Here is an 18568-nt window from a genome sequence, read left to right as displayed (position 1 = left end):
CCTCCTACAGCGGCATGTTGTCGTGCTTGCGGGGCAGCGTGTCCTCCACCTTGCGCTCCAGCAGACGCAGCGCCTCGCCGATCCTCTGACGGGTCGCCGACGGCGGGATGACCGCGTCCACCAGGCCACGCTCGGCAGCGATATAAGGATTGATCAGCTCATCGGTGATGACCTGCTCATCCTTGCCCACGGCCTCCGCGATGGTCTGCGCATCCGCCACGGAAATCTCCGCGGTTGGCCACGCCAGCACCACGTCGAAGCCAAGGCGCTTCGCGCCGAACGCAACATAGGCGGGGCCGAAGGACTTGCGGGTGACCAGAGAAATCTTGCCCACGGAGGCGTTGGCCGAGGCACTAATCAGCTTCGCCGTGCGGCGTACCACGTCGGCCTCCTCCACGAAGCCTGGGGTGTCCACCACCGTGACGATCGGGATGTTGAACGCATCGGCCATGCGCATGAAACGCGCCGCCTTATCCGCGGCCTCCACATCCAGGGCGCCAGCAGCCACCTGGGGCTGGTTCGCCACGATGGCCACGGAGCGTCCCTCAACCCGGGCAAAAGCCGTCACCAGGTGTGGCGCAAACTGGGGCTGCAGCTGCAGCAGGGATCCGTCGTCCACCACCAGGGAGAGCAGCTCCGTCACGTCGTAAGCCACGTGGCTCTCATCGGGCATGAAGGCGTCCAAGGCGCTCACGTCGATGTCCTCGTACTCCGCCTCCAGCGGAACGGAGCGATTGTTGGACGGCAGGTAGCTTAAGATATTCGCCACTGCCTCCAACGCGGCAGAGTCATCCTCCACGGTCACATGGCTCAAGTTGAACTCTGTGGCCTGCTCGCCCAGCTGGACCGTGCCCTGCTCGGCCACGCTCACCACCACATCGGACAGCGCCACCGCGTGTGCCTGAGCGCCGCTGGTCTTCCCCGTGACTACCGCGATCTGAGGAACCACGCCGGAGATCACCGCCTGCTGACGGTAGATACGCGTGAAGAACTCCATGGCCGCAAGGTTTTCCTTCATGCGCGCGCCGGTGCCGTCGTAGAGCGCTACCAGTGGGGTGCCGGACTTCGCGGCAAGCTCGGTGACCTTCAGGATCTTCTCGCCGGCGGTCTCGCCCAGCTGCCCCTCGAAAATGCTCTGGTCCTGGGCAAACACGCACACCGGGCGGCCATCAATAGAGCCGTACCCACTCACAATGCCATCGGTGAGTGGCCGCTTCTTATCGGCGCCGAAGGCGGTGGCGCGGTGGCGAGCGAGGGCGTCGATCTCCACGAAGCTGCCGTCATCCAACAGACTCTCAACGCGCTCCCGTGCGGCAGGACGGCCTGTGTCATCCAAACGGTTGCGAAGGTCGGCGATTTTGCCCGCGGTGGTGGACATATCCGGTGTAGCAGTCATAACACTCTACAATACGTCATGACAGGACTGATTATTACACCGAGGAATTATTACACTAAGGAACTATGAGCACGCCCATGAACCGCACGCCCTTGAACGCCGACAGTCTCTCCCGCAGACTGGCCGCCGCGGGCTACGCGCACGTTGACGTGGTCCAGTCCACAGGCTCCACGAATACAGACATGGTCCGCGCCAACCCGCCCCACCTCAGTGTTGTGCTGGCCGAAGAGCAAACCGCCGGCAAAGGGCGCCTCGGCCGCCAATGGGTCTCGCCCGCGTACAGCCAAGTTATCTGCACCGTGGTGGTGGAGCTCGCCGGGGTGAAGCCCGCCTCCTTAGGCCTGGTTCCCCTGCTCACGGCCAACGCCCTGGCCACCGCGGTAAACGAGGACGTGGCCACCGCCGTGAAGTGGCCGAACGACCTGCTGGTTCACGGCCGGAAACTCGCGGGCATCCTGGTCGAAGCCATCCAGATCACCCCCACTCCGAAGCTCGCCATCGGTTTCGGCCTGAACTACGACCTAGAGCGCCCGGAACTGCCGGTCGAGCACGCCACGTCCTACACCCTCGAGGGCGGGAACCGCTCCCGGGAGGACCTGATAGTCGTCCTGCTCACGCACCTCCTCGAAGCCGTCCAGCGCTTCATGTCCATGGGCGGCGCCCCCGCCACCGTCCTGCCGCGCTACCGGCAGCTCTCCGCCACCCTGGGCACCCAGGTGCGCGCCCTGCTGCCCGGCGGAGACGTGCTGGAAGGCACGGCCGTGGACATCGCCGACGATGGCTCCCTCACCATCACCACCCCCTCCGGCCACGCCACCGTATCCGCAGGAGATGTGGAGCACCTGCGCTCATGACCAAAATCAGCTTCGACCCCGACGAGCGCGTCCTCGCCGAACTCTCACCCAGCCGCCGATCTCTCCTGTTTCCCGTGCTGGAGATGCTGCTCATCACCGGCCTGATCTGGCTGTGCATCGGCCTGATCGACGACCACTTCATCAAAGTCTCCACCCTCGCCTTCGGCTACCACATGTCCCCACCGAGCGCGGTCGTGAACTTTCTCGACAACCCGGAGTTGGTGCCGTTGCTGTGGACGCGCCGGGGATTGCTGGTGCTGTGGGTATGGCTAGCGTGGCGTCGATGCATTAAGGACATGATCTACCGCCACCGTGCCCGCATCATCGTCACGGATCGACGCGTGATCGTCGCGTCCGGGCACCTGCGCAGCCACATCGATACCATCCCCATGCACCAAATTGTCGACGCCCGCGCGCGTGGCAGCAAGCTCGACATCTACATCGCCGGCGCGCGGATGCCCTACCATCTGGTGGACGTTCCCCACGCCAAGCGGATCACCACGATGATTCACCAACGCACTCGTCTATACTGATGTGCTGTGACTACTCCACCTCTCGTGACGATTATCGGCGACGGCCAGCTGGCCCGGATGATGCACCAAGCAGCTATCGAACTGGGAGTGACCTCCCGCGTGCTCGCCGGAGCCCCGGACTCCTCCGCCGCCCAAGTGACCGGCCAAGTAGAGATCGGCGACTACACGCAGTGGGAGGACGTCAACGCCGTCTCCCAGGGTGCCGACGCCGTCACCTTCGACCACGAACACGTCCCCAATGAGTTCCTGGATGGCCTGATCGAGCAGGGCCTAAACGTTCAGCCGCAGCCCACAGCCCTGATTAACGCGCAGGACAAGCTGGTCATGCGCAAGCGCCTCAGGGAACTGGGGATGCCCGTGCCTCCCTTCATGGAGATCACCTCGGTGGAGGACGCCCGCGAGTTCCACCGCGCCACCCAGGGCAACGTGTGCCTGAAGGCGCGCCGCGGCGGCTACGACGGCAAGGGCGTGTGGTTCCCGGACAGTGAAGAGGACACCGCAGAGCTGGTGGCAGAACTGCTGGACAAGGGCACGCCGCTGATGGCGGAGAAAAAGGTGCAGCTGGTGCGCGAACTGTCCGCGATGGTTGCCCGCCGCCCCTCCGGCGAGACCGTGGCCTGGCCCGTCGTGGAATCCGTGCAGGAAGACGGCATCTGCGTGGAGGCGATCGCCCCGGCAGACAACCCCTCCCGCGCAGCGGAGCTGGCCGTGAGCATCGCCGAGGAACTGGGAGTGACGGGCGCGCTGGCCGTCGAGCTGTTCGAAACCCGCGACGAGGCCGGACAGCCGGAGATCATCGTCAACGAACTGGCGATGCGCCCCCACAACACCGGCCACTGGACGCAAGATGGCTGTGTGACCAGCCAGTTCGAGCAACACATCCGAGCCGTGCTGGATCGCCCGCTGGGCTCCACCGCAATGCTGGCCCCGCACACGGTCATGTCCAACGTGCTGGGTGCGGACTTCGAGCCGGACACTCCGATCGACGCCCGGATGGACGCGGTGTGGCGTCGGTTCCCTCAGGCGAAAATCCACATGTACGGCAAAGGCTGGCGCCCACGCCGAAAGATGGGGCACGTCAACGTCACCGGTGAATCGGTGGAAGACATACGACGCATCGCCCGCCTCTGCTCGCACTACATCGTGACCGAGCAGTGGGCAGACGGCTGGAGCGAATAGAGAAAGGCGCGCAGATGAGCGAACAGCAGAGCGAACAACAGGGACCCTTGGTCGGCCTGATCATGGGGTCGGACTCCGACTGGCCGACGGTGGAACCCGCTGCCGAAGTACTCGCCGAGTTTGGCATCCCCTTCGAAATCGGAGTGGTCTCCGCGCACCGCACCCCTGAGCGCATGCTGGACTACGCCCGCGCGGCGCACACCCGCGGCGTGAAGGTGATCATCGCTTGCGCAGGCGGCGCCGCCCACCTGCCGGGAATGGTCGCCGCGGCCACGCCGTTGCCGGTCATCGGCATCCCGCGCGCGCTCGGCAACCTGGACGGGCTGGACTCCCTGCTGTCGATCGTGCAGATGCCCGGCGGCGTGCCCACCGCCACCGTCTCCATCGACGGGGCGAAGAACGCAGGACTGCTGGCGGTGCGGATGCTGGGCGTGGCCGATAGCTCCCTCACGGACGCCATGGCTCAGTACCAAGACAGCATGCGCGACGCGGTCCTGGAGAAGGACCGCGCGCTCAAAGAACGGCTGATGGGGGAGTAGGGCGAGCTAGTTCCCGTTGGTGGCGGAACGGTCGGAGCGGTCGGCGTCGTTAAAAAGCGTGCTCGCGCCCTTCATCAGCGGGCCAATGGCGTCCACCGGCAGGGGGAACACCACCGTGGACGATTGATCCGCACCCAGCTCCAGCAACGTCTGGAGATACCGAAGCTGCAATGAGGCGGGGGACTGGCTGAGGATATCGGAGGCCTCCTTGAGCTCCTCCGCAGCCTGGAGCTCGCCCTTCGCGGAGATGATCTTTGCTCGACGCTCACGCTCGGCTTCCGCCTCGCGCGCCATGGCACGCTGCATGATCTCCGGGATCTCCACATCCTTGATCTCCACCACACGCACACGTACGCCCCAACGGCTGGTGTGCTTGTCGATTAATTCCTGCAACTCGTCGTTGAGGCTTTCGCGATGCGCCAGAAGATTGTCCAGATCCTCGCGGCCCAGCAGGGACCGCAGCGTGGTCTGGGCGATCTGAGACGTCGCCACCGCATAGTTTTCCACCTCAAGCACAGCCTTGAGAGGATCCACCACCTCGAACATCACCACCGCATTGACGCGAGCGGAGACATTGTCCTTCGTGATGATCTCCTGGGGAGGGATCGTGAGCGTCACCACGCGCAGATCCACTTTGTCCATACGGTCCACGCCGGGGATCAACAGATGGAAACCAGGCTCCAATGGCGTGCGGATGTGTCCGAAGCGGAAGTTGATGCCGCGCTCGTATTCCTTCACGATCCGGACACTGAAACTAGCCACGGTCACCAACAGGCCGATGACGAGCAGACCCATGATGGGCCAGAAAGCGAGTGAACTCATGGGGATTAACCTTTCTTAGCAGTGGAGCTGCGATACGTGGCAGCGTAGCGATCATGGCGAACCGCACGAAGCGCCTGCTCATCCGTGTGGTGGGGGACAGCCTCGGGAAAACCAGAGGGGGTGTTCCACAGGTGCCGAGCCAGCGGGATGATGCCTCCGCCGATTGCCAACAGCGCAGCTGCGGACAGGACCACCACATCCATCGTGTGGTTTTCTGACAACAGCATGGCCGCTGGAAGCACAGCACCGAAGCAGGCAATCGTCAGCGCGACTCCACGGTGGAATCGGCCCGATTCGCTGTGCGGCCAGGGGTCAATCTCACGCGTCACCTCGCGGCCGTGGTTCGTGACCGTGCACGTCTCCTTCACAGGGCAGGCATTGCACACGGTGGGATTCGCACGGTAGCGCATGACGCGGTTTTCGGGGTCGAAGCTGGTGGGCCACAGCCAGTGGTCCTTGGGGCACAGCCAGGCGTCGTGCGACTCGTGGTAGGTGAAATTGTTGGTACGCCACCCCGCCGACCGCGCAGCGGTGCGTTTGGCCATGTGGTCGAAACCCCACGCCACGGCAAGGAGCAGCACCGTGTACGCGGCAATGCCCAACGCAATCACCGAAGGAAAGTTCTGCATGATGCGTCAGCTTTCTACTGGTCAGTTGTGCGGTTGTTCGTAATCAGAACATCGCCTTCGGTGGCTTCCTTGGGCGCCAGCTCTTCATACAGCGGGTGCTCTGGCATTTCATCCACCAGCTTCGAGGAGCGGAAGTGGATAAGGCCCTTGACCGCCATCCATACAAACGGGATGATGCCGGCGATGAAGATCAGGTCGCCAGGAAGGCGCAGCCATTCAAGCACCGAGTTGCCCGGTTGGGTCAAGTAACCCAGGGAGCGGGCCTCCACGTACCCTTCAGAGACGGAGTGGTGCAGCTGAGCGATACCCAGTGGCAACAGGGTGATGAAGCACATCCACAGCAGACCGATGTTCTGAAGCCAGAAGGCCCACTTCATGGCCTTATCCGACCAGTATTTCGGCGGCAGGATATAGCGCAGTGCGAACACGGACATGGCCACGGCAAGGAAGCCGTACACTCCCATCATCGCGGCGTGCGCATGGTTTGCCGTCAGGGCGGTGCCGATTTGGTAGTAGGACACGATCGGAAGGTTCACCAGGAATCCGAAGATGCCGGCGCCCAGGAAGTTCCAGAAGCCAACAGCGACCAGGAACATCACGGCCCAGCGGTGTGGGAAAGGATTATCACCCGTAGCGCGCTGGCGGGAGCCGAGCTGCAGGAAGGTCCATGCTTCCACGGTTAGTAGCGTCAGTGGCACAACCTCCAGGGCGGAGAAGAACGCGCCCAGGGCCATGTGCTCTACCGGAGTGCCGGAGAAGTAGAGGTGGTGCATGGTTCCCAGCACACCACCCGTGGAGTACAGGATGATGTCCAAGAAGATGATGCCTAGTGCGATGCGTTCCCGAATCACACCCAGCAGCACGAAGATGTACGCCACCATGACGGTGCTGAACAGCTCCAGGAAGTCCTCCACCCACAGGTGCACAACCCAGAAGCGCCAGAAGTCAGCAACGGTGAGGTGGCTGTCGCCACGGGCCATCATGCCCACGGCGTAGAACACAGGGATGGCCAGGCCGGTGTAGAAGAACAGCCACGGCATGTTGGACTTGTGCTCACCCTTCAGGCGGCTGCGCAGGCTGCGGAAGATGATGATGATCCAGAAGAACATGCCCACGATGAGCAGGAACTGGAACAGGCGCGGCAAGTCTAGGTATTCCCATTGCTGGGATAGCCACGTTCCTTCGCCCACGATGCCGAAGGTGGACAGGGCCTCGAATGCCAGGGATCCAAAGACCACGATGGCCACGGCGCCGAGCAAGAGGTAGGTGAGCGTGGTGGTGCCCTTCGGCTCCTTTCCTGCAATGAATGGGGTGAGGAACAGGCCTGCGGCCAGGAAGCCAGCTGCAGTCCAGAACAGCGACAGCTGAAGGTGCCAGGTGCGCGCCAAGTTGTACGGCAGGATTTGGGCGAGGTCGATGCCGAAGAAGCTGGTGAGGTCCGAGCGGTAATGCTGGATGGCACCACCAAGGAGGGACTGGCCCAGGAACAGGATGGCGATGACCACCACGAACCACGCCACGGCGCGTTGGGAGCCGGTCAAACCGACGTCACCAGGTTGCTTGAAGCGCAGGTTGGGGGACTCTTCGGAGTGCCAGCCGATCTTGCGGGACCAGCGGCCGTAGATGGCGAAGATCAGGCCGGTACCGCCGATCAATGCGATCAGGGACAGGACGGACCACACCACGATGTCTGCGGTCGGTGAGTTTTCTACACGGGGCTCGGAGGGCCAGTTGTTGGTGTAGGAGTAGTTGGTTCCGGGGCGTTCAGCGGCTGAGGCCCACGCGGTCCAGGTGAAGAAGTGCGTGAGGTCCTCGATGTCTTTGCTGTCGGTGATGAAGTTCGGTGGGAGACCGTACTTGGTGGTGGGCTCCCCGAAGTAGTCGGCGTAGTGCTTGCGCACTGCGGCGACGGCTTTGACCTGCTCGTCGGTGAGGACGAGTGTCTTCGTCTCCTCGTTGTAGCGGTTGGTGCGGAACATGTCGGCGACGGCCTTGGAGACGTCGGTGGTACGCGCGTCCACGATGGCTTGAGTGTCGCCCGAATTTTCGGCCTTGGTGATAGCCTCAGTGCGTTCCTTTTCCAGCTGGGAGGTGACGTTCTCCGTCATGAGGCGCAGGGACTCAGCCGTGTAGTCCGGGCCGAGGTAGGCGCCGTGTCCCACGATGGAGCCGTATTGCTGGAGGCCGCGTGCCAAGTAGATTTCTTGTCCGCGGGTGATGTCCTCGTGAGTGAAGAGCGTTTCGCCAGATTCGGTTGCCACGGTGTCCGGTAGTGGCATGGAGTCTGAGTAGGTGCGATAGGTGAGCAGCCCCATGACAAAGAATCCAAAGAGCATGACCAACGCCACGCCCTGTACCCATCCGCGGCCCACAAGCATCGTCGGGTGCTTGCGTGCTTCGTAGCCGGTGGGGTTCTCCTTGTAGTCACGGGGGTCTGAAGATCGACGTGCAGTTGCGTCCATGGTTCATATCCCTGTTCGGTTGTCTTGAAATCGTCAGTGGCACAGCGACACATATAACATGCATCCAAAATGCCTCTTTAAAGTATGAGGGATGACATGGGGGAACACAACACGTCAGGAGAGCTTACGAAAAAAAGGTGCCAATCGGGGGCACCTTTTAGAGTCTGCGGTACCGGCGCCACACAGCAGCCGTGGCGACCAGCAGCACCAGCAGTAGCAGGCTGGGCAGGATCGACGGGTCATCCTGGAAGACATTCCAGATGGCCTGAATCAACGCGACCACGGTGAAGAAACCCAGGAATCCCAGCAGGGATTCCCACACCAGTTTCTTACGCCGCGAGTCCTGATCCATTTACTTAATTCCACCCTGTGTCAGGCCAGACACGATGCGGCGCTGGAACAGCAGCACCATAATCACCAGGGGAACGGTCACGATCGCGCCGGCGGCCATCGTGGCAGCATAGGGAAATTCGAACGCGGAAGCTCCCGAGAAACGCGCAATCGCCACGGTCACGGGCTCCGTCCGCCCATTAGACAGCTGATTCGCCAGCATGAATTCATTCCACGTGGCAATAAACGCCAAAATAGCGGTGGTAAAAAGCGCTGGGGCCGCTAGCGGCAGAATGACCGTGCGGAAAGCTAGCCCACGGGACGCCCCATCCACGCGCGCTGCTTCCTCCAATTTCCATGGCAGCTCACGGAAGAAACTCGTGAGCGTGTACACCGTCAGCGGCAGCACGAAAGAAATATTCGGAATAATCAGCGCCTGATACGTGCCGATCCATCCCATGTTGGAAAACAGCTGGAATAGCGGCGTGACCAGGGCAATGCCTGGGAACATCGACGCCGCCAGGATCACACCCGTCACCAGACCCTTGCCCCGGAAATCGACCCGGGCTAACGCATACGCCGTGAACACTCCCACGATCAGCGCGATAAAGGTGGTGGCAGCGCCGACAATCAACGAATTGCCGATCGCCCGCAGGAAGTTATTCCCGCCGTCAGTGGCCAAAGCATCCTGGAAGTTTTCCAACGTGACATGGCTGGGTAGAGGATTCGCGCTAAACGTGTGGTTCTTATCCCGGAATGCGGTGACGAGCATCCAATAGAACGGCGCAAGGCCCCATAGCAAAATGAGGACCACGGCGACATAATTGCGAACAGTCTTCATCGCTTAGGCCTCCACCTTGGTTCGTTTCTTTTTCTTCGGAGTATCTCCCGCGCCGGAAATATCCGCTCCCAGGAACTTCACCATCACGAATGCTACCGCGAAGATCAGCAAGAAAATCAACGTAGACATTGCCGACGCCGAGTTGTAATTACCCTGCTTCACATCCGTAATCACCAGCTGTGAAATCACCGCGGTGGGGGAGTTCGAGGAACTGGAAATCATGATAACCGGCAGGTCATACATGCGCAGGGCATCCAGCGTGCGGAATAGCACCGCCACCATCAGGGCCGGCCGGATCAATGGCAACGTGATCTGCGTGAACTGCTGCCACTTCGATGCGCCATCCACACGCGCGGCCTCATACACTCCCTGCGGAACCATCTGAAGCCCCGCGAGAATCAGCAGCGCCATGAAGGGGGCCGTCTTCCACACATCGGCGATGATGACCGCGGAACGAGCCGCCCAGGGGTCGGTGGTCCAGTGGATCTGCGTCCCCAGCACCGCGTTCACGATGCCGTCGTTGGCGAAGATGAACTGCCACAGCTTCGCCGTGACCGCCGTGGGGATGGCCCACGGCACCAACACGGCCGCACGCAGCAGCCCGCGGCCGATGAAGCTGCGGTTCATCACCAGAGCCATCCACAATCCCAGCACTGTCTCCAGTGCAACCGTGACCACCACGAAGAACAGCGTGATCTTCACGGCAGGCCAGAAATCCGTGGACAACTGACCCGGAGCACACGTGATCACCTCACCGCTGGGGCTCATGCAGCGCTGCGTGATCCAGTACAAGTAGTGCTGGAAACCCGCAAAGCCGCCGTCCACGAACATGCCGGTGTCGGGGTCGAGGTGCCTATCGGACTGGAAGGAAAGATAGATCGCGCGGATCACAGGGTATCCAATGACAATGGCTAGTAGGGCCATAGACGGCCCAACTAGCCACAGTGGTCGCAGATCCATCTTCTTCTTGGAGGAGGAAGATGTAGTCACGTTACAAGTTTTCCGGTTTAATTTCCGCTGGTGTTCTTAATCGCGTCACCCATGTCCTTCACTGCCGCATCGACGGACTTGCCGGACGTGAGAGCCGCGTAAGCGTTATCCTGAATAGCCTTCGATAGCTCATCGTACCGTGGAGAGGCGGGACGAGGCTTCGCGTTCTCCAACGAGGTCTTCAGAGCAGGCAGGTATGGGAACTCTTCCTGCAGCGCAGGGTCATCGTAGATGGACGCCAGCACTGGTGGGAAGGAAGCCTTCGCGAAGGACTTCTGGTTCTCCTCGGAGATGATGAACTTCATGAAGTCCAGCGCAGTGGCCTTCTTCTGAGAGTTCACGTTGATGCCGTTGTTGTATCCACCCAAGGTGGACACACCCACGCCGTCCTTGGCGACCAGTGGGGAGACATCGAACTTGCCCTTGACCTTGGAGCTGTCCTCCTCAGAGTTGGTGTACATGTATGGCCAGTTGATGGCCATAGCAGTCTTACCCTCGGTGAAGGCCAGGTTGGTCTCTTCCTCCGTGGTGGAGGTGGAGGACGAGGAGATCGTCTTGTCCTTGTAGGCATCCACCAGAGCCTGCAGGCCGTCCTTGGATGCGTCGTCGGTGACGGTGATGTTGCCGGCGTCGTCGGTAATTCCGCCACCCCAGCCGGACATGAAGCCAGCGGTGTTCACGGTGAGGCCCTCGTACTGCTTCAGCTGGGTGGTCAGGCAGTCCTGGTCCTTTACCTTCTTGCAGGCTTCCTTCAGCTCATCCCAGTTCTTCGGGGCATCGGGGACCAGTTCGGTGTTGCGGTACAGCAACTGGCCGTTGGTGTTCTGAGGAAGAGCGTAGAGCTTGTCGCGGTAGGTGGCGGACTCAACCGTCGGCTGCAGCAGATCAGAGGTATCAACCTTCAGGTCGCCCTCCAGCGGAGCCAGCCAACCATTCGCCGCAAACTGCGCGGTCCACACCACATCGAGCGCCATGACGTCGATATCGGAGGAACCAGCCTGCAGCGTCTGAACCAGCTTGTTGCGCTGCTCATCCGATTCACCCGCCAGCTCCTGGACCGTGACCTTCTCCTCGGGGTGGTCAGCGTTCCACTTTTCGACGATAGGCTTGATCTTGTCGATATCGTTCTTGCCCATGGCAAAGGTGATGTTGCCGCGGCCATCGGCGGAGGCTTCGGAGGAACCGCCGTCGCCGCAGGCAACCAGCACCAGGCCGGAGGCTGCCAGAAGACCGATAAGCTTCTTAGTGTGTGGAGTCATAGGGACCCTTTCTCTCTTGAAACCGAGGCTTAGGGGAGAGTCTAACCACACCTGGGTGTATTGCCTAGTTAAGAAACGGCAAGTGAGGCGATGCGCTCTTCCGTATTGGCATCAAAGTAGTGCACAAGCGCCCCCTGTTGAGGGTGAATAGTGACCGAAGAGTTCACCGTCGGTGCCTCGCGCGTATCCCCGCCGCGTGCCACAATCTGCCCAAACTGGGTATCTGCATATATATAAGAGTCCGCGCCGAGTTCCTCCACCATCGTCACCGTGCCCTGCAGACCGGCACCCGATTCGGCGGACACACGTAGCCCTTCCGGACGCAGGCCCACGATAACCTCCGAGCTCCCCGCACCATCTGGCGTAGGAAGGTCCCACCCGTCCACGCTGCCGTTGACCCGCAGCAGATTCATCGCCGGGGAGCCAATGAACCCAGCCACGAATGCGTTGGCAGGCTCCTCATATAGCTTCTTCGGGGTGTCCACCTGCTGCAGATCGCCCTTATTCAATACGGCCACGCGATCTCCCATCGTCATGGCTTCCACCTGATCGTGCGTGACATACACGGTGGTCACAGCCAGGTCTTTCTGCAGCTTCACGATTTGGGCACGTGTTTGGACGCGCAGTTTGGCGTCGAGATTTGATAAAGGTTCATCCATCAGAAACACCTGCGGCTGGCGCACGATCGCACGACCCATCGCTACTCGCTGACGTTGACCGCCGGACAGGTCCTTGGGCTTACGGTCCAAAAACTCCTCCAGCCCCAGAATCGACGCCGCCTCCCGCACCCGCTGCGCAATCTCCTTCTTCGGCCTCTTCGCCACCTTCAACGCAAAGCCCATGTTTTCCGCCACGGACATGTGCGGGTACAGCGCGTAATCCTGGAACACCATCGCGATGTCACGGTCGCCCGGTTCCTTGGCGGTGACGTCCTCGCCGCCGATGCGGATGCTGCCACTGGACACCTGCTCGAGGCCCGCCAAGGCCCGCAGGGTGGTGGATTTTCCGCAGCCTGAAGGTCCCACTAACACCAGGAATTCGCCATCGCCGATGGTCAGGTTCATGTCCTCGACGGTTGCGGTGTCCGCGCCGGGGTAGCGGATCTCGACATTCTGGAACTCAACAGTAGCCATGGGATCAGATCTTACTTGAGTACACTGACTTCATGACCTCAAGCCTCTCCGCTTCTGTGAAAGAACCTATGTTCTGGGTCCGGGCTGTGGCGTCCGTGGCGGCTTATTTTCTTTTGGCCTCCATCTCGGTGTCCATCGATACTGACTACTGGTATGGATGGTGGAATGAGGCATTGTTGTGGATGGGCATCGTTGGCGGGTGCGTCGGCCTTCTGACTCAGCGTTTCAAGCCCGTGACAGGGTTGTGGATCACCGCAGTGTCCATGGCATTGATCGGACTCAGCGGTATGTTTGCCTTCAGCTTGGGGTACGCCGTGGTGTGTTACGAGGCCTATTTCATTTCCTCCCGCATCCGCTCGCATCGCCGAGCTTGGTTGGCTGCGCTGGTCGTGGGCAGTTTTGCCACTCTTGTGTGGTACATCATCTATAACGTTGTCTTTCGCCCGACTTTCCCCGTGCCGGAGTCTCCCACTGGTCTGTCCGCCTTGTGGAGCCTGTTCGGGGATGTCACGTTCTGGGTGTTTACGGTCATCGTGTCTTTCCTGGTGGTGGCGTCCATCGGCTCGGCGTGGCTCTGGGGGAAAACGGTGTTCCGCCGCAACCAGGAGGTCGAGATCCTGTCCGCGCGTGCCGAACTGGCCACGGTCAGTGAGCGCAACCGCATCGCACGCGAGATGCATGACATCGTGGCGCATTCCCTGACGGGCATCATCGCCCAGGCCGATGGCGGGCGCTACGCGGGCAAGAAGGATCCACAGGTGGCCATCGACGCCCTGGACACCATCGCCGCATCCAGCCGCGAGTCCTTGCGGCAGATGCGCAGCTTGCTGAGCGTGCTGCACGACGATACCCCACGCGACCGTGGTGCTGTTCCTGGTGCGGCCGCGCTCCCTGGATTGATATCCGACGCCCAGCGCAACGGCATTACAGTCTCCCTTCACACTGAAGGCATCCCGCTGGACGTTGATGAGGCGCAAAGCCTCACCATCTACCGTGTTGTGCAAGAGTGTTTGACGAACATTTTGAAGCATGCCGGCTCCGTGGAGGCGCAGGTGGTGGTGCGCTGGGAGCCGGATTATGTGAAGATCACGGTGGACAACGCCCCGGGCTCTGACAGTGGTGAGGGCAGCGGGCGTGGTTTGACCGGCATTCGCGAGCGGGTGCGGATTTATGGTGGCCGTGCGTCCTGGGGTGAGTCCGAGGTCTACGGTGGTGGTTGGAACGTGAGCGTGATGATTCCTGTGGAGGCGAAATAAATGTTGCGTGTGGGGCTGGCGGATGATCAGCAGTTGGTGCGCGCCGGGTTTTCGTTGGTGTTGGATTCCCAGGATGATATCGAGGTTGTGTGGCAGGCCAGCGATGGCCAGCAGGCGTGCGCGTTGGCACAGAGCTCTCCTGTGGATGTGATCCTGATGGATGTGCAGATGCCGGGCATGGATGGGATTGCGGCCACGCGCACCATTGTGGATGCGGGGGTGGATGTCCGGATTATCGTGCTGACCACGTTCGATAACGATGACTATGTGATGGGCTCCGTGGAGGCCGGGGCCAGCGGTTTTCTGCTGAAGGACGCGGATCCGCAGGAGTTGATCAGTGCCGTGCGCACGGTGGGGGAGTCCGCGGGCGTGATTAGCCCGAAGGCCACTGCGCGTCTGATGCGCCAGGTACGCGACATGAATCACGGTGAGCAGCTGCAGTATCCACCGATGGAGTTGCCGGATCCATTGACGCCCCGCGAGGAGGAGATCCTGCGGTTGATGGCATTGGGCAGGTCGAATCCTGAGATCGCGCAGGAGTTGTTTATTTCGCTGCCCACGGTGAAGACACACGTGAGCCGTGTGCTTCAGAAGACGGATTCCCGGGATAGGGTGCATGCGGTGTTGTTTGCGTTTAAGCATGGTCTGGTCTCTAACGGTGAGTTGTTAGCGTAGGCGCTGGGCGAAGGTGGGCCGGGCGAGGGGGCCGTCGGCGACGGTGGTGACGGTGTGGCCGTCGTTGATGGAGCTCCACGTTTCGCTGGAGTCCGGGTAGCGGGTGACGTCCCAGGCTCCTGCGGTTTTGAGCTTGTGGTGGTGCCGGCACAGTAGGTGCAGGTTGTCGGTGTGGGTGGGGCCTCCTCCGTCGTAGCGGTGAATATGGTCGATGTCGCACCGGTATGCCGGAACGCTGCACCCCGGGAAACGGCAGTGGACATCGCGCGCTTCGATGTAGGCACGCTGCGCCGCGGTGGGAGAGTAGGAGGACGTGCCGGACGGCGCGAGCGTTCGGGTATGCGTGACCTTGTCCAGCCATTTCTTCGTGGACTGTTCGTCGAGGATGGTGCCGGCGGCGACGAGAGGGGCGTCGGGATTATCGGCATGACGGAACAGGTTGAGGGTAATGGACACGTCCGCATTGCCCATGATGAGCAGGACGAGTGCCTCGGCCGCGGAGACATTGTGGGTGCGCGCGGTGGTGGCGATGAGTTTTTCGATGGCTTGCCCCTCGAGTAGCGGAACGCTGAGGCAGAAAGTGGTGCTGTTTTCTGAGCGTTTGATGTGCAGGTGTGTTTCCGGTGGCTCGGACAGGCGATTCTCCGGGCAGTAATCGTTGACGATAGGAAGGATGCGTGCGCTGATTTGGGCAGGGGTGAGTGGGTACTGGTTGGGAACCGTGGGGCCCAGGCAGTCGGTGACGTCCAGGTCCAGCGCGGCGGCGAGATCCTCGGGGATGCACGCTAGCAATTCGGCGAGGCGGCTGACCGAGCTGGGCAGGTACATCCCTGTGAGGAGCAGCTCCATCAGGGTCGGGAATTGTGCGAGCACGAGCGCTTCGAAGCTGATCTTCTCTGCGTGGTAGTTGCTGAGCCCCAGGCGGGCTGCGATGCACGTGGAATGATCGGCGATGAAGGCGTCAGCGACGGGTGTGGCCGCTTGGATTCTCTGGACGTGGATGCGGTTGGCGTCCCGCCCCACGGCGGCCAGCTCGTCATGCTCGTTCGCGAGGATCCAGCAGGCATCCGGGTGGATTCTTCGGATTCGGGTAGTCATATCAGCCTCCCCCAAGGCGTAGATGAAGTGTTCTATTCTTTCGTGTCTGGGTTTTAGTCTAGATCGCTCACCATACATACGCGCCTACAGATATGCATAAAATAGATCAAGTGTTCGATTTTAAAAATATAGCTGTGTGATACCCAGGTATGACACTCAAGATAGGCCTTCAGGCCGATGTATTCACCCGCCCACTCGAGCAGCATAGAAGACATGATCACAATAGATTCGCTTACCAAGAGCTACGGCTCCAAAAAAGTGGTGGACGCGCTCAGCTTCAGCGTCCCCGACGGCTCCGTCACGGGCTTCCTCGGCCCCAACGGCGCCGGCAAGTCCACAACCATGCGCTGCATCCTGGGCCTGGACAAGCCCACCGGCGGGTCCGCCACGTTTTCTGGAACGCTGCCTGATGGCAAGGCCTACGCGTCGGCCTTCTCTTCTCTCGACCATAAAACCCACGTCGCGGGCGCTGTCCTGGATGCGTCCTGGTTCACCCCCGGCCGCAGCGGGCGCAACCACCTCACGGTGCTGACGCTGAGCGCGGGGCTTCCTCAGTCGCGCGTGGAGCAGTGCCTGGAGATGGTCGGCCTGAACGGTCCCGCCGCGGATAAGAAGGTGGGCGGCTATTCGCTGGGCATGAAGCAGCGTCTCGGGCTAGCTGGGGCGCTCCTGGGTGACCCGCAGCACCTGATCCTCGACGAGCCGGTCAACGGGCTGGATCCGGAGGGCGTGACCTGGATCCGCCAAGTAATTCGACGCCAGGCCTCCGACGGCAAGGCCGTCCTTGTGAGCTCCCACCTCCTGTCTGAAATGCAATTGACTGCTGATCGTCTGGTGGTCATCGGTAAGGGGAAGCTGATTGGTGAATACTCGATGGACGAGTTCCTGGCCGACGGCACTCGCGTGATGGTGGAGGCCGCTGATCCCATTGCTTTGGCGGCACTGCTCAGTAACCAGGGCTTTGAGGTGTCTGAGGCTCAGAAGGGGAACCTGGCCGTGGCTGTGGGAGAGCACGGAGAGCAGGAGATTCGCCGAGCCGTTGCTCAGACTGCCTTGAGTAACAACCTCTTGATTACTGGTCTGCGCACGGAACAGGACAACTTGGAGAAACGCTTCTTGGCTGCCACCGCCGGTGCCCAGGAGTACACCACGAATGACAAGGAGAACAGCCATGCGCGCTGAACTGAAGAAACTAACAAGTCTGCGTAGTACGTGGGTGTATGTTGTCCTGCTCACGGGTTCGCTCTATGGACCCGCGGTGCTGATGAGCTTCCTGAACTCTGACCCTGAGGCAACCTTCGGCTGGGGTGATACCACACTGGGTGGCATGATCTTCCTGCTGGTCTTGCTGATCTTCGCCGCAAGTAGTACCGCCGGTGATATCAACGACCGCATGGTTGCCCATAGCTTCCTGACGCAGCGCCATCGTTCGCAGTGGTTGCTGGCCAAGGCCGCGCTGATCGTCATTGTTGCGGAAGTGAGCTACTGGATCGGCATCGCGATCAGCGCTGTGGTCCTGCACTTCTCTCTCGAGGGGCAGTGGACCGGAGGCGGTACGTATGACCTATGGATCTATGCCCTCTTTCTCCCGGTTTACGCCCTGATGGCTGTCGGGCTGGCGGGCCTGACCCGCAGCAAGATCATGGGTTCGGGTATCCCGATGGTGCTGTTCCTGGTGATTGAGCCGTTGCTCGCGGCAGCCGCTCAGCACCTGGAGTGGGTGAAGTACATTTACTACGCAATGCCCGGCACTCGACTTTCTGACCTCACGCAGTGGCACGCGCTGGAAGCTCAGGGCGACGATGTCCTCGACGCGGTGGGGTTGATGACCACACCAGCGCAGAGCGCGATCGTGATCCTGGCATGGGGTGCGCTCCTCTTCGGAGTTGCGATCCTGGCCAACAACAGGCGAGATACTCGCTAAAGCTCCAGCTCAGCCCCTTCTTTAGCGGCGAGCTCCTGCATCCGCTCCGTGGCGGTGTCCACCGACACCACCACGGAGCCTGCGTGCATCAAGGGCACCAGAGCCCTCGTTAACTCGGCCACGTTCTGCCATGGGCCGGTGAGGACTCGGCGGGCAGAGCCGGCGCCGGGGGCGCTCACACCCTCGGCAAGCTCCGGGCCGTCCACGGTGGGGGCATGATACTGGTCGGGGTGAATCCGTACCTCGGGGGAAAAGTCCGTGATGCCGAAGGGCACCTCGCCACCGCTTTCTTCCACGCCTCGGCCGAAGGGGTCTGAGGACAAGAGGAAAATCTCCTCGGCATCGGAGGCCTCGGCGCGGGCGGGATCGTCGGTGAAGAGGAGCTGGGCGTCGGGATTATCGGTCAGGACGGCACCCACGTGCCACGCCCCGATGGCGATCACGGCGGGCTGCCACCCGGTGTCCGCGATCAGGCCGATGCGGTCACCCGGCTGTACCCCGTAGGCGCGGAGCAGGTGGGCCACCTTGGACTGCCAGTTCGCCAGGGTCTGGCCGGACAGTTCCATGCGGCCGGCGGGGGTGTAGGTGGTTAGGCGCGGGGCGGCGGGGTCGGCGAGTAAGGGGGCGATGATGTCCATGAGGTCCTGT

19 protein-coding genes are annotated in these 18568 nt (G+C 61.5%); 8 read left to right on the top strand and 11 right to left on the bottom strand.

Going from position 1 to position 18568, the window contains the following annotated elements:
* Positions 1-4: 4 nt before the first annotated feature.
* Complete coding sequence (locus IAU67_RS07550) at positions 5-1396, bottom strand: acyl-CoA carboxylase subunit beta (RefSeq protein ID WP_151842066.1); 1392 nt, start codon at positions 1394-1396, stop codon at positions 5-7.
* 65 nt (positions 1397-1461) lie between these two features.
* On the opposite strand from IAU67_RS07550, the gene IAU67_RS07545 reads away from it, so the two are divergent.
* Genes IAU67_RS07545 through purE form a run of 4 tightly spaced genes read left to right on the top strand, consistent with a single transcriptional unit; the run spans position 1462 to position 4501 of the window.
* Positions 1462-2250 carry a biotin--[acetyl-CoA-carboxylase] ligase gene (locus IAU67_RS07545; RefSeq protein WP_151842065.1) on the top strand — a complete coding sequence of 263 codons (789 nt, stop codon included), beginning with the start codon at positions 1462-1464 and terminating at the stop codon, positions 2248-2250.
* A complete protein-coding gene (locus tag IAU67_RS07540) occupies positions 2247-2783 on the top strand; it encodes a hypothetical protein (RefSeq protein WP_151842064.1) in 537 nt (178 codons plus the stop codon). The genes IAU67_RS07545 and IAU67_RS07540 overlap by 4 nt, the downstream gene beginning before the upstream one ends.
* A gap of 6 nt (positions 2784-2789) precedes the next feature.
* Positions 2790-3962 carry a 5-(carboxyamino)imidazole ribonucleotide synthase gene (locus tag IAU67_RS07535; protein WP_225723481.1) on the top strand — a complete coding sequence of 391 codons (1173 nt, stop codon included), beginning with the start codon at positions 2790-2792 and terminating at the stop codon, positions 3960-3962.
* A gap of 14 nt (positions 3963-3976) precedes the next feature.
* Positions 3977-4501, top strand: a complete 525-nt coding sequence (purE, locus tag IAU67_RS07530; protein ID WP_151842063.1) for a 5-(carboxyamino)imidazole ribonucleotide mutase — start codon at positions 3977-3979, stop codon at positions 4499-4501.
* Positions 4502-4507: 6 nt separating this feature from the next.
* Here the strand turns inward: purE and IAU67_RS07525 are convergent, their stop codons facing one another.
* From IAU67_RS07525 to IAU67_RS07490, 8 genes are all read right to left on the bottom strand, one after another.
* Positions 4508-5323, bottom strand: a complete 816-nt coding sequence (locus IAU67_RS07525; RefSeq protein ID WP_151842062.1) for a slipin family protein — start codon at positions 5321-5323, stop codon at positions 4508-4510.
* A gap of 5 nt (positions 5324-5328) precedes the next feature.
* Positions 5329-5952, bottom strand: coding sequence for a hypothetical protein (locus tag IAU67_RS07520; RefSeq protein ID WP_151842061.1), 624 nt, complete (start codon positions 5950-5952; stop codon positions 5329-5331).
* Between the two features lie 14 nt (positions 5953-5966).
* On the bottom strand, positions 5967-8330 hold the full coding sequence (locus IAU67_RS07515; protein ID WP_151842435.1) for a nitric-oxide reductase large subunit: 2364 nt from the start codon (positions 8328-8330) through the stop codon (positions 5967-5969).
* Positions 8331-8571: 241 nt separating this feature from the next.
* Positions 8572-8766: a hypothetical protein gene (locus IAU67_RS07510; protein WP_151842060.1), complete on the bottom strand. Its 195-nt coding sequence runs from the start codon at positions 8764-8766 to the stop codon at positions 8572-8574.
* Positions 8767-9585: a carbohydrate ABC transporter permease gene (locus IAU67_RS07505; RefSeq protein ID WP_151842059.1), complete on the bottom strand. Its 819-nt coding sequence runs from the start codon at positions 9583-9585 to the stop codon at positions 8767-8769.
* Between the two features lie 3 nt (positions 9586-9588).
* On the bottom strand, positions 9589-10545 hold the full coding sequence (locus IAU67_RS07500; protein WP_151842434.1) for a carbohydrate ABC transporter permease: 957 nt from the start codon (positions 10543-10545) through the stop codon (positions 9589-9591).
* 47 nt (positions 10546-10592) lie between these two features.
* The gene (locus IAU67_RS07495; protein WP_151842058.1) at positions 10593-11834 is read right to left on the bottom strand and encodes an ABC transporter substrate-binding protein; all 1242 of its coding nucleotides are present in this window, start codon (positions 11832-11834) and stop codon (positions 10593-10595) included.
* Positions 11835-11902: 68 nt separating this feature from the next.
* Entirely contained in the window at positions 11903-12967 is a 1065-nt protein-coding gene (locus IAU67_RS07490) for an ABC transporter ATP-binding protein (protein WP_151842057.1), read from the bottom strand.
* A gap of 32 nt (positions 12968-12999) precedes the next feature.
* Between IAU67_RS07490 and IAU67_RS07485 the strand changes: the two genes are divergently transcribed.
* Together IAU67_RS07485 and IAU67_RS07480 are read left to right on the top strand one after the other, a co-directional pair.
* Positions 13000-14223 (top strand): ATP-binding protein, encoded by a 1224-nt coding sequence (locus tag IAU67_RS07485; protein ID WP_151842056.1) that lies wholly within the window; start codon positions 13000-13002, stop codon positions 14221-14223.
* Positions 14224-14898 (top strand): response regulator, encoded by a 675-nt coding sequence (locus IAU67_RS07480; protein ID WP_151842055.1) that lies wholly within the window; start codon positions 14224-14226, stop codon positions 14896-14898. It begins immediately after the preceding gene.
* Here IAU67_RS07480 and IAU67_RS07475 read toward each other — a convergent pair.
* Positions 14890-15996 carry an HNH endonuclease signature motif containing protein gene (locus IAU67_RS07475; RefSeq protein WP_151842054.1) on the bottom strand — a complete coding sequence of 369 codons (1107 nt, stop codon included), beginning with the start codon at positions 15994-15996 and terminating at the stop codon, positions 14890-14892. The two genes, IAU67_RS07480 and IAU67_RS07475, sit on opposite strands and share 9 nt — an antisense overlap.
* 213 nt (positions 15997-16209) lie before the next feature.
* Here IAU67_RS07475 and IAU67_RS07470 point away from each other — a divergent pair, with 213 nt between their 5' ends.
* Both IAU67_RS07470 and IAU67_RS07465 read left to right on the top strand, forming a co-directional pair.
* Positions 16210-17178, top strand: a complete 969-nt coding sequence (locus IAU67_RS07470) for an ABC transporter ATP-binding protein (protein WP_187767882.1) — start codon at positions 16210-16212, stop codon at positions 17176-17178.
* Positions 17168-17920: an ABC transporter permease gene (locus IAU67_RS07465; RefSeq protein WP_151842053.1), complete on the top strand. Its 753-nt coding sequence runs from the start codon at positions 17168-17170 to the stop codon at positions 17918-17920. The genes IAU67_RS07470 and IAU67_RS07465 overlap by 11 nt, the downstream gene beginning before the upstream one ends.
* On the opposite strand, the gene IAU67_RS07460 is transcribed toward IAU67_RS07465, so the two are convergent.
* Complete coding sequence (locus tag IAU67_RS07460; protein WP_151842052.1) at positions 17917-18558, bottom strand: TIGR03089 family protein; 642 nt, start codon at positions 18556-18558, stop codon at positions 17917-17919. The two genes, IAU67_RS07465 and IAU67_RS07460, sit on opposite strands and share 4 nt — an antisense overlap.
* Positions 18559-18568 lie beyond the last annotated feature (10 nt).

The sequence above is a fragment of the Corynebacterium zhongnanshanii genome (assembly GCF_014490575.1).
Taxonomy (GTDB): domain Bacteria; phylum Actinomycetota; class Actinomycetes; order Mycobacteriales; family Mycobacteriaceae; genus Corynebacterium; species Corynebacterium zhongnanshanii.
This window is presented reverse-complemented; position numbering and strand designations above follow the sequence as displayed.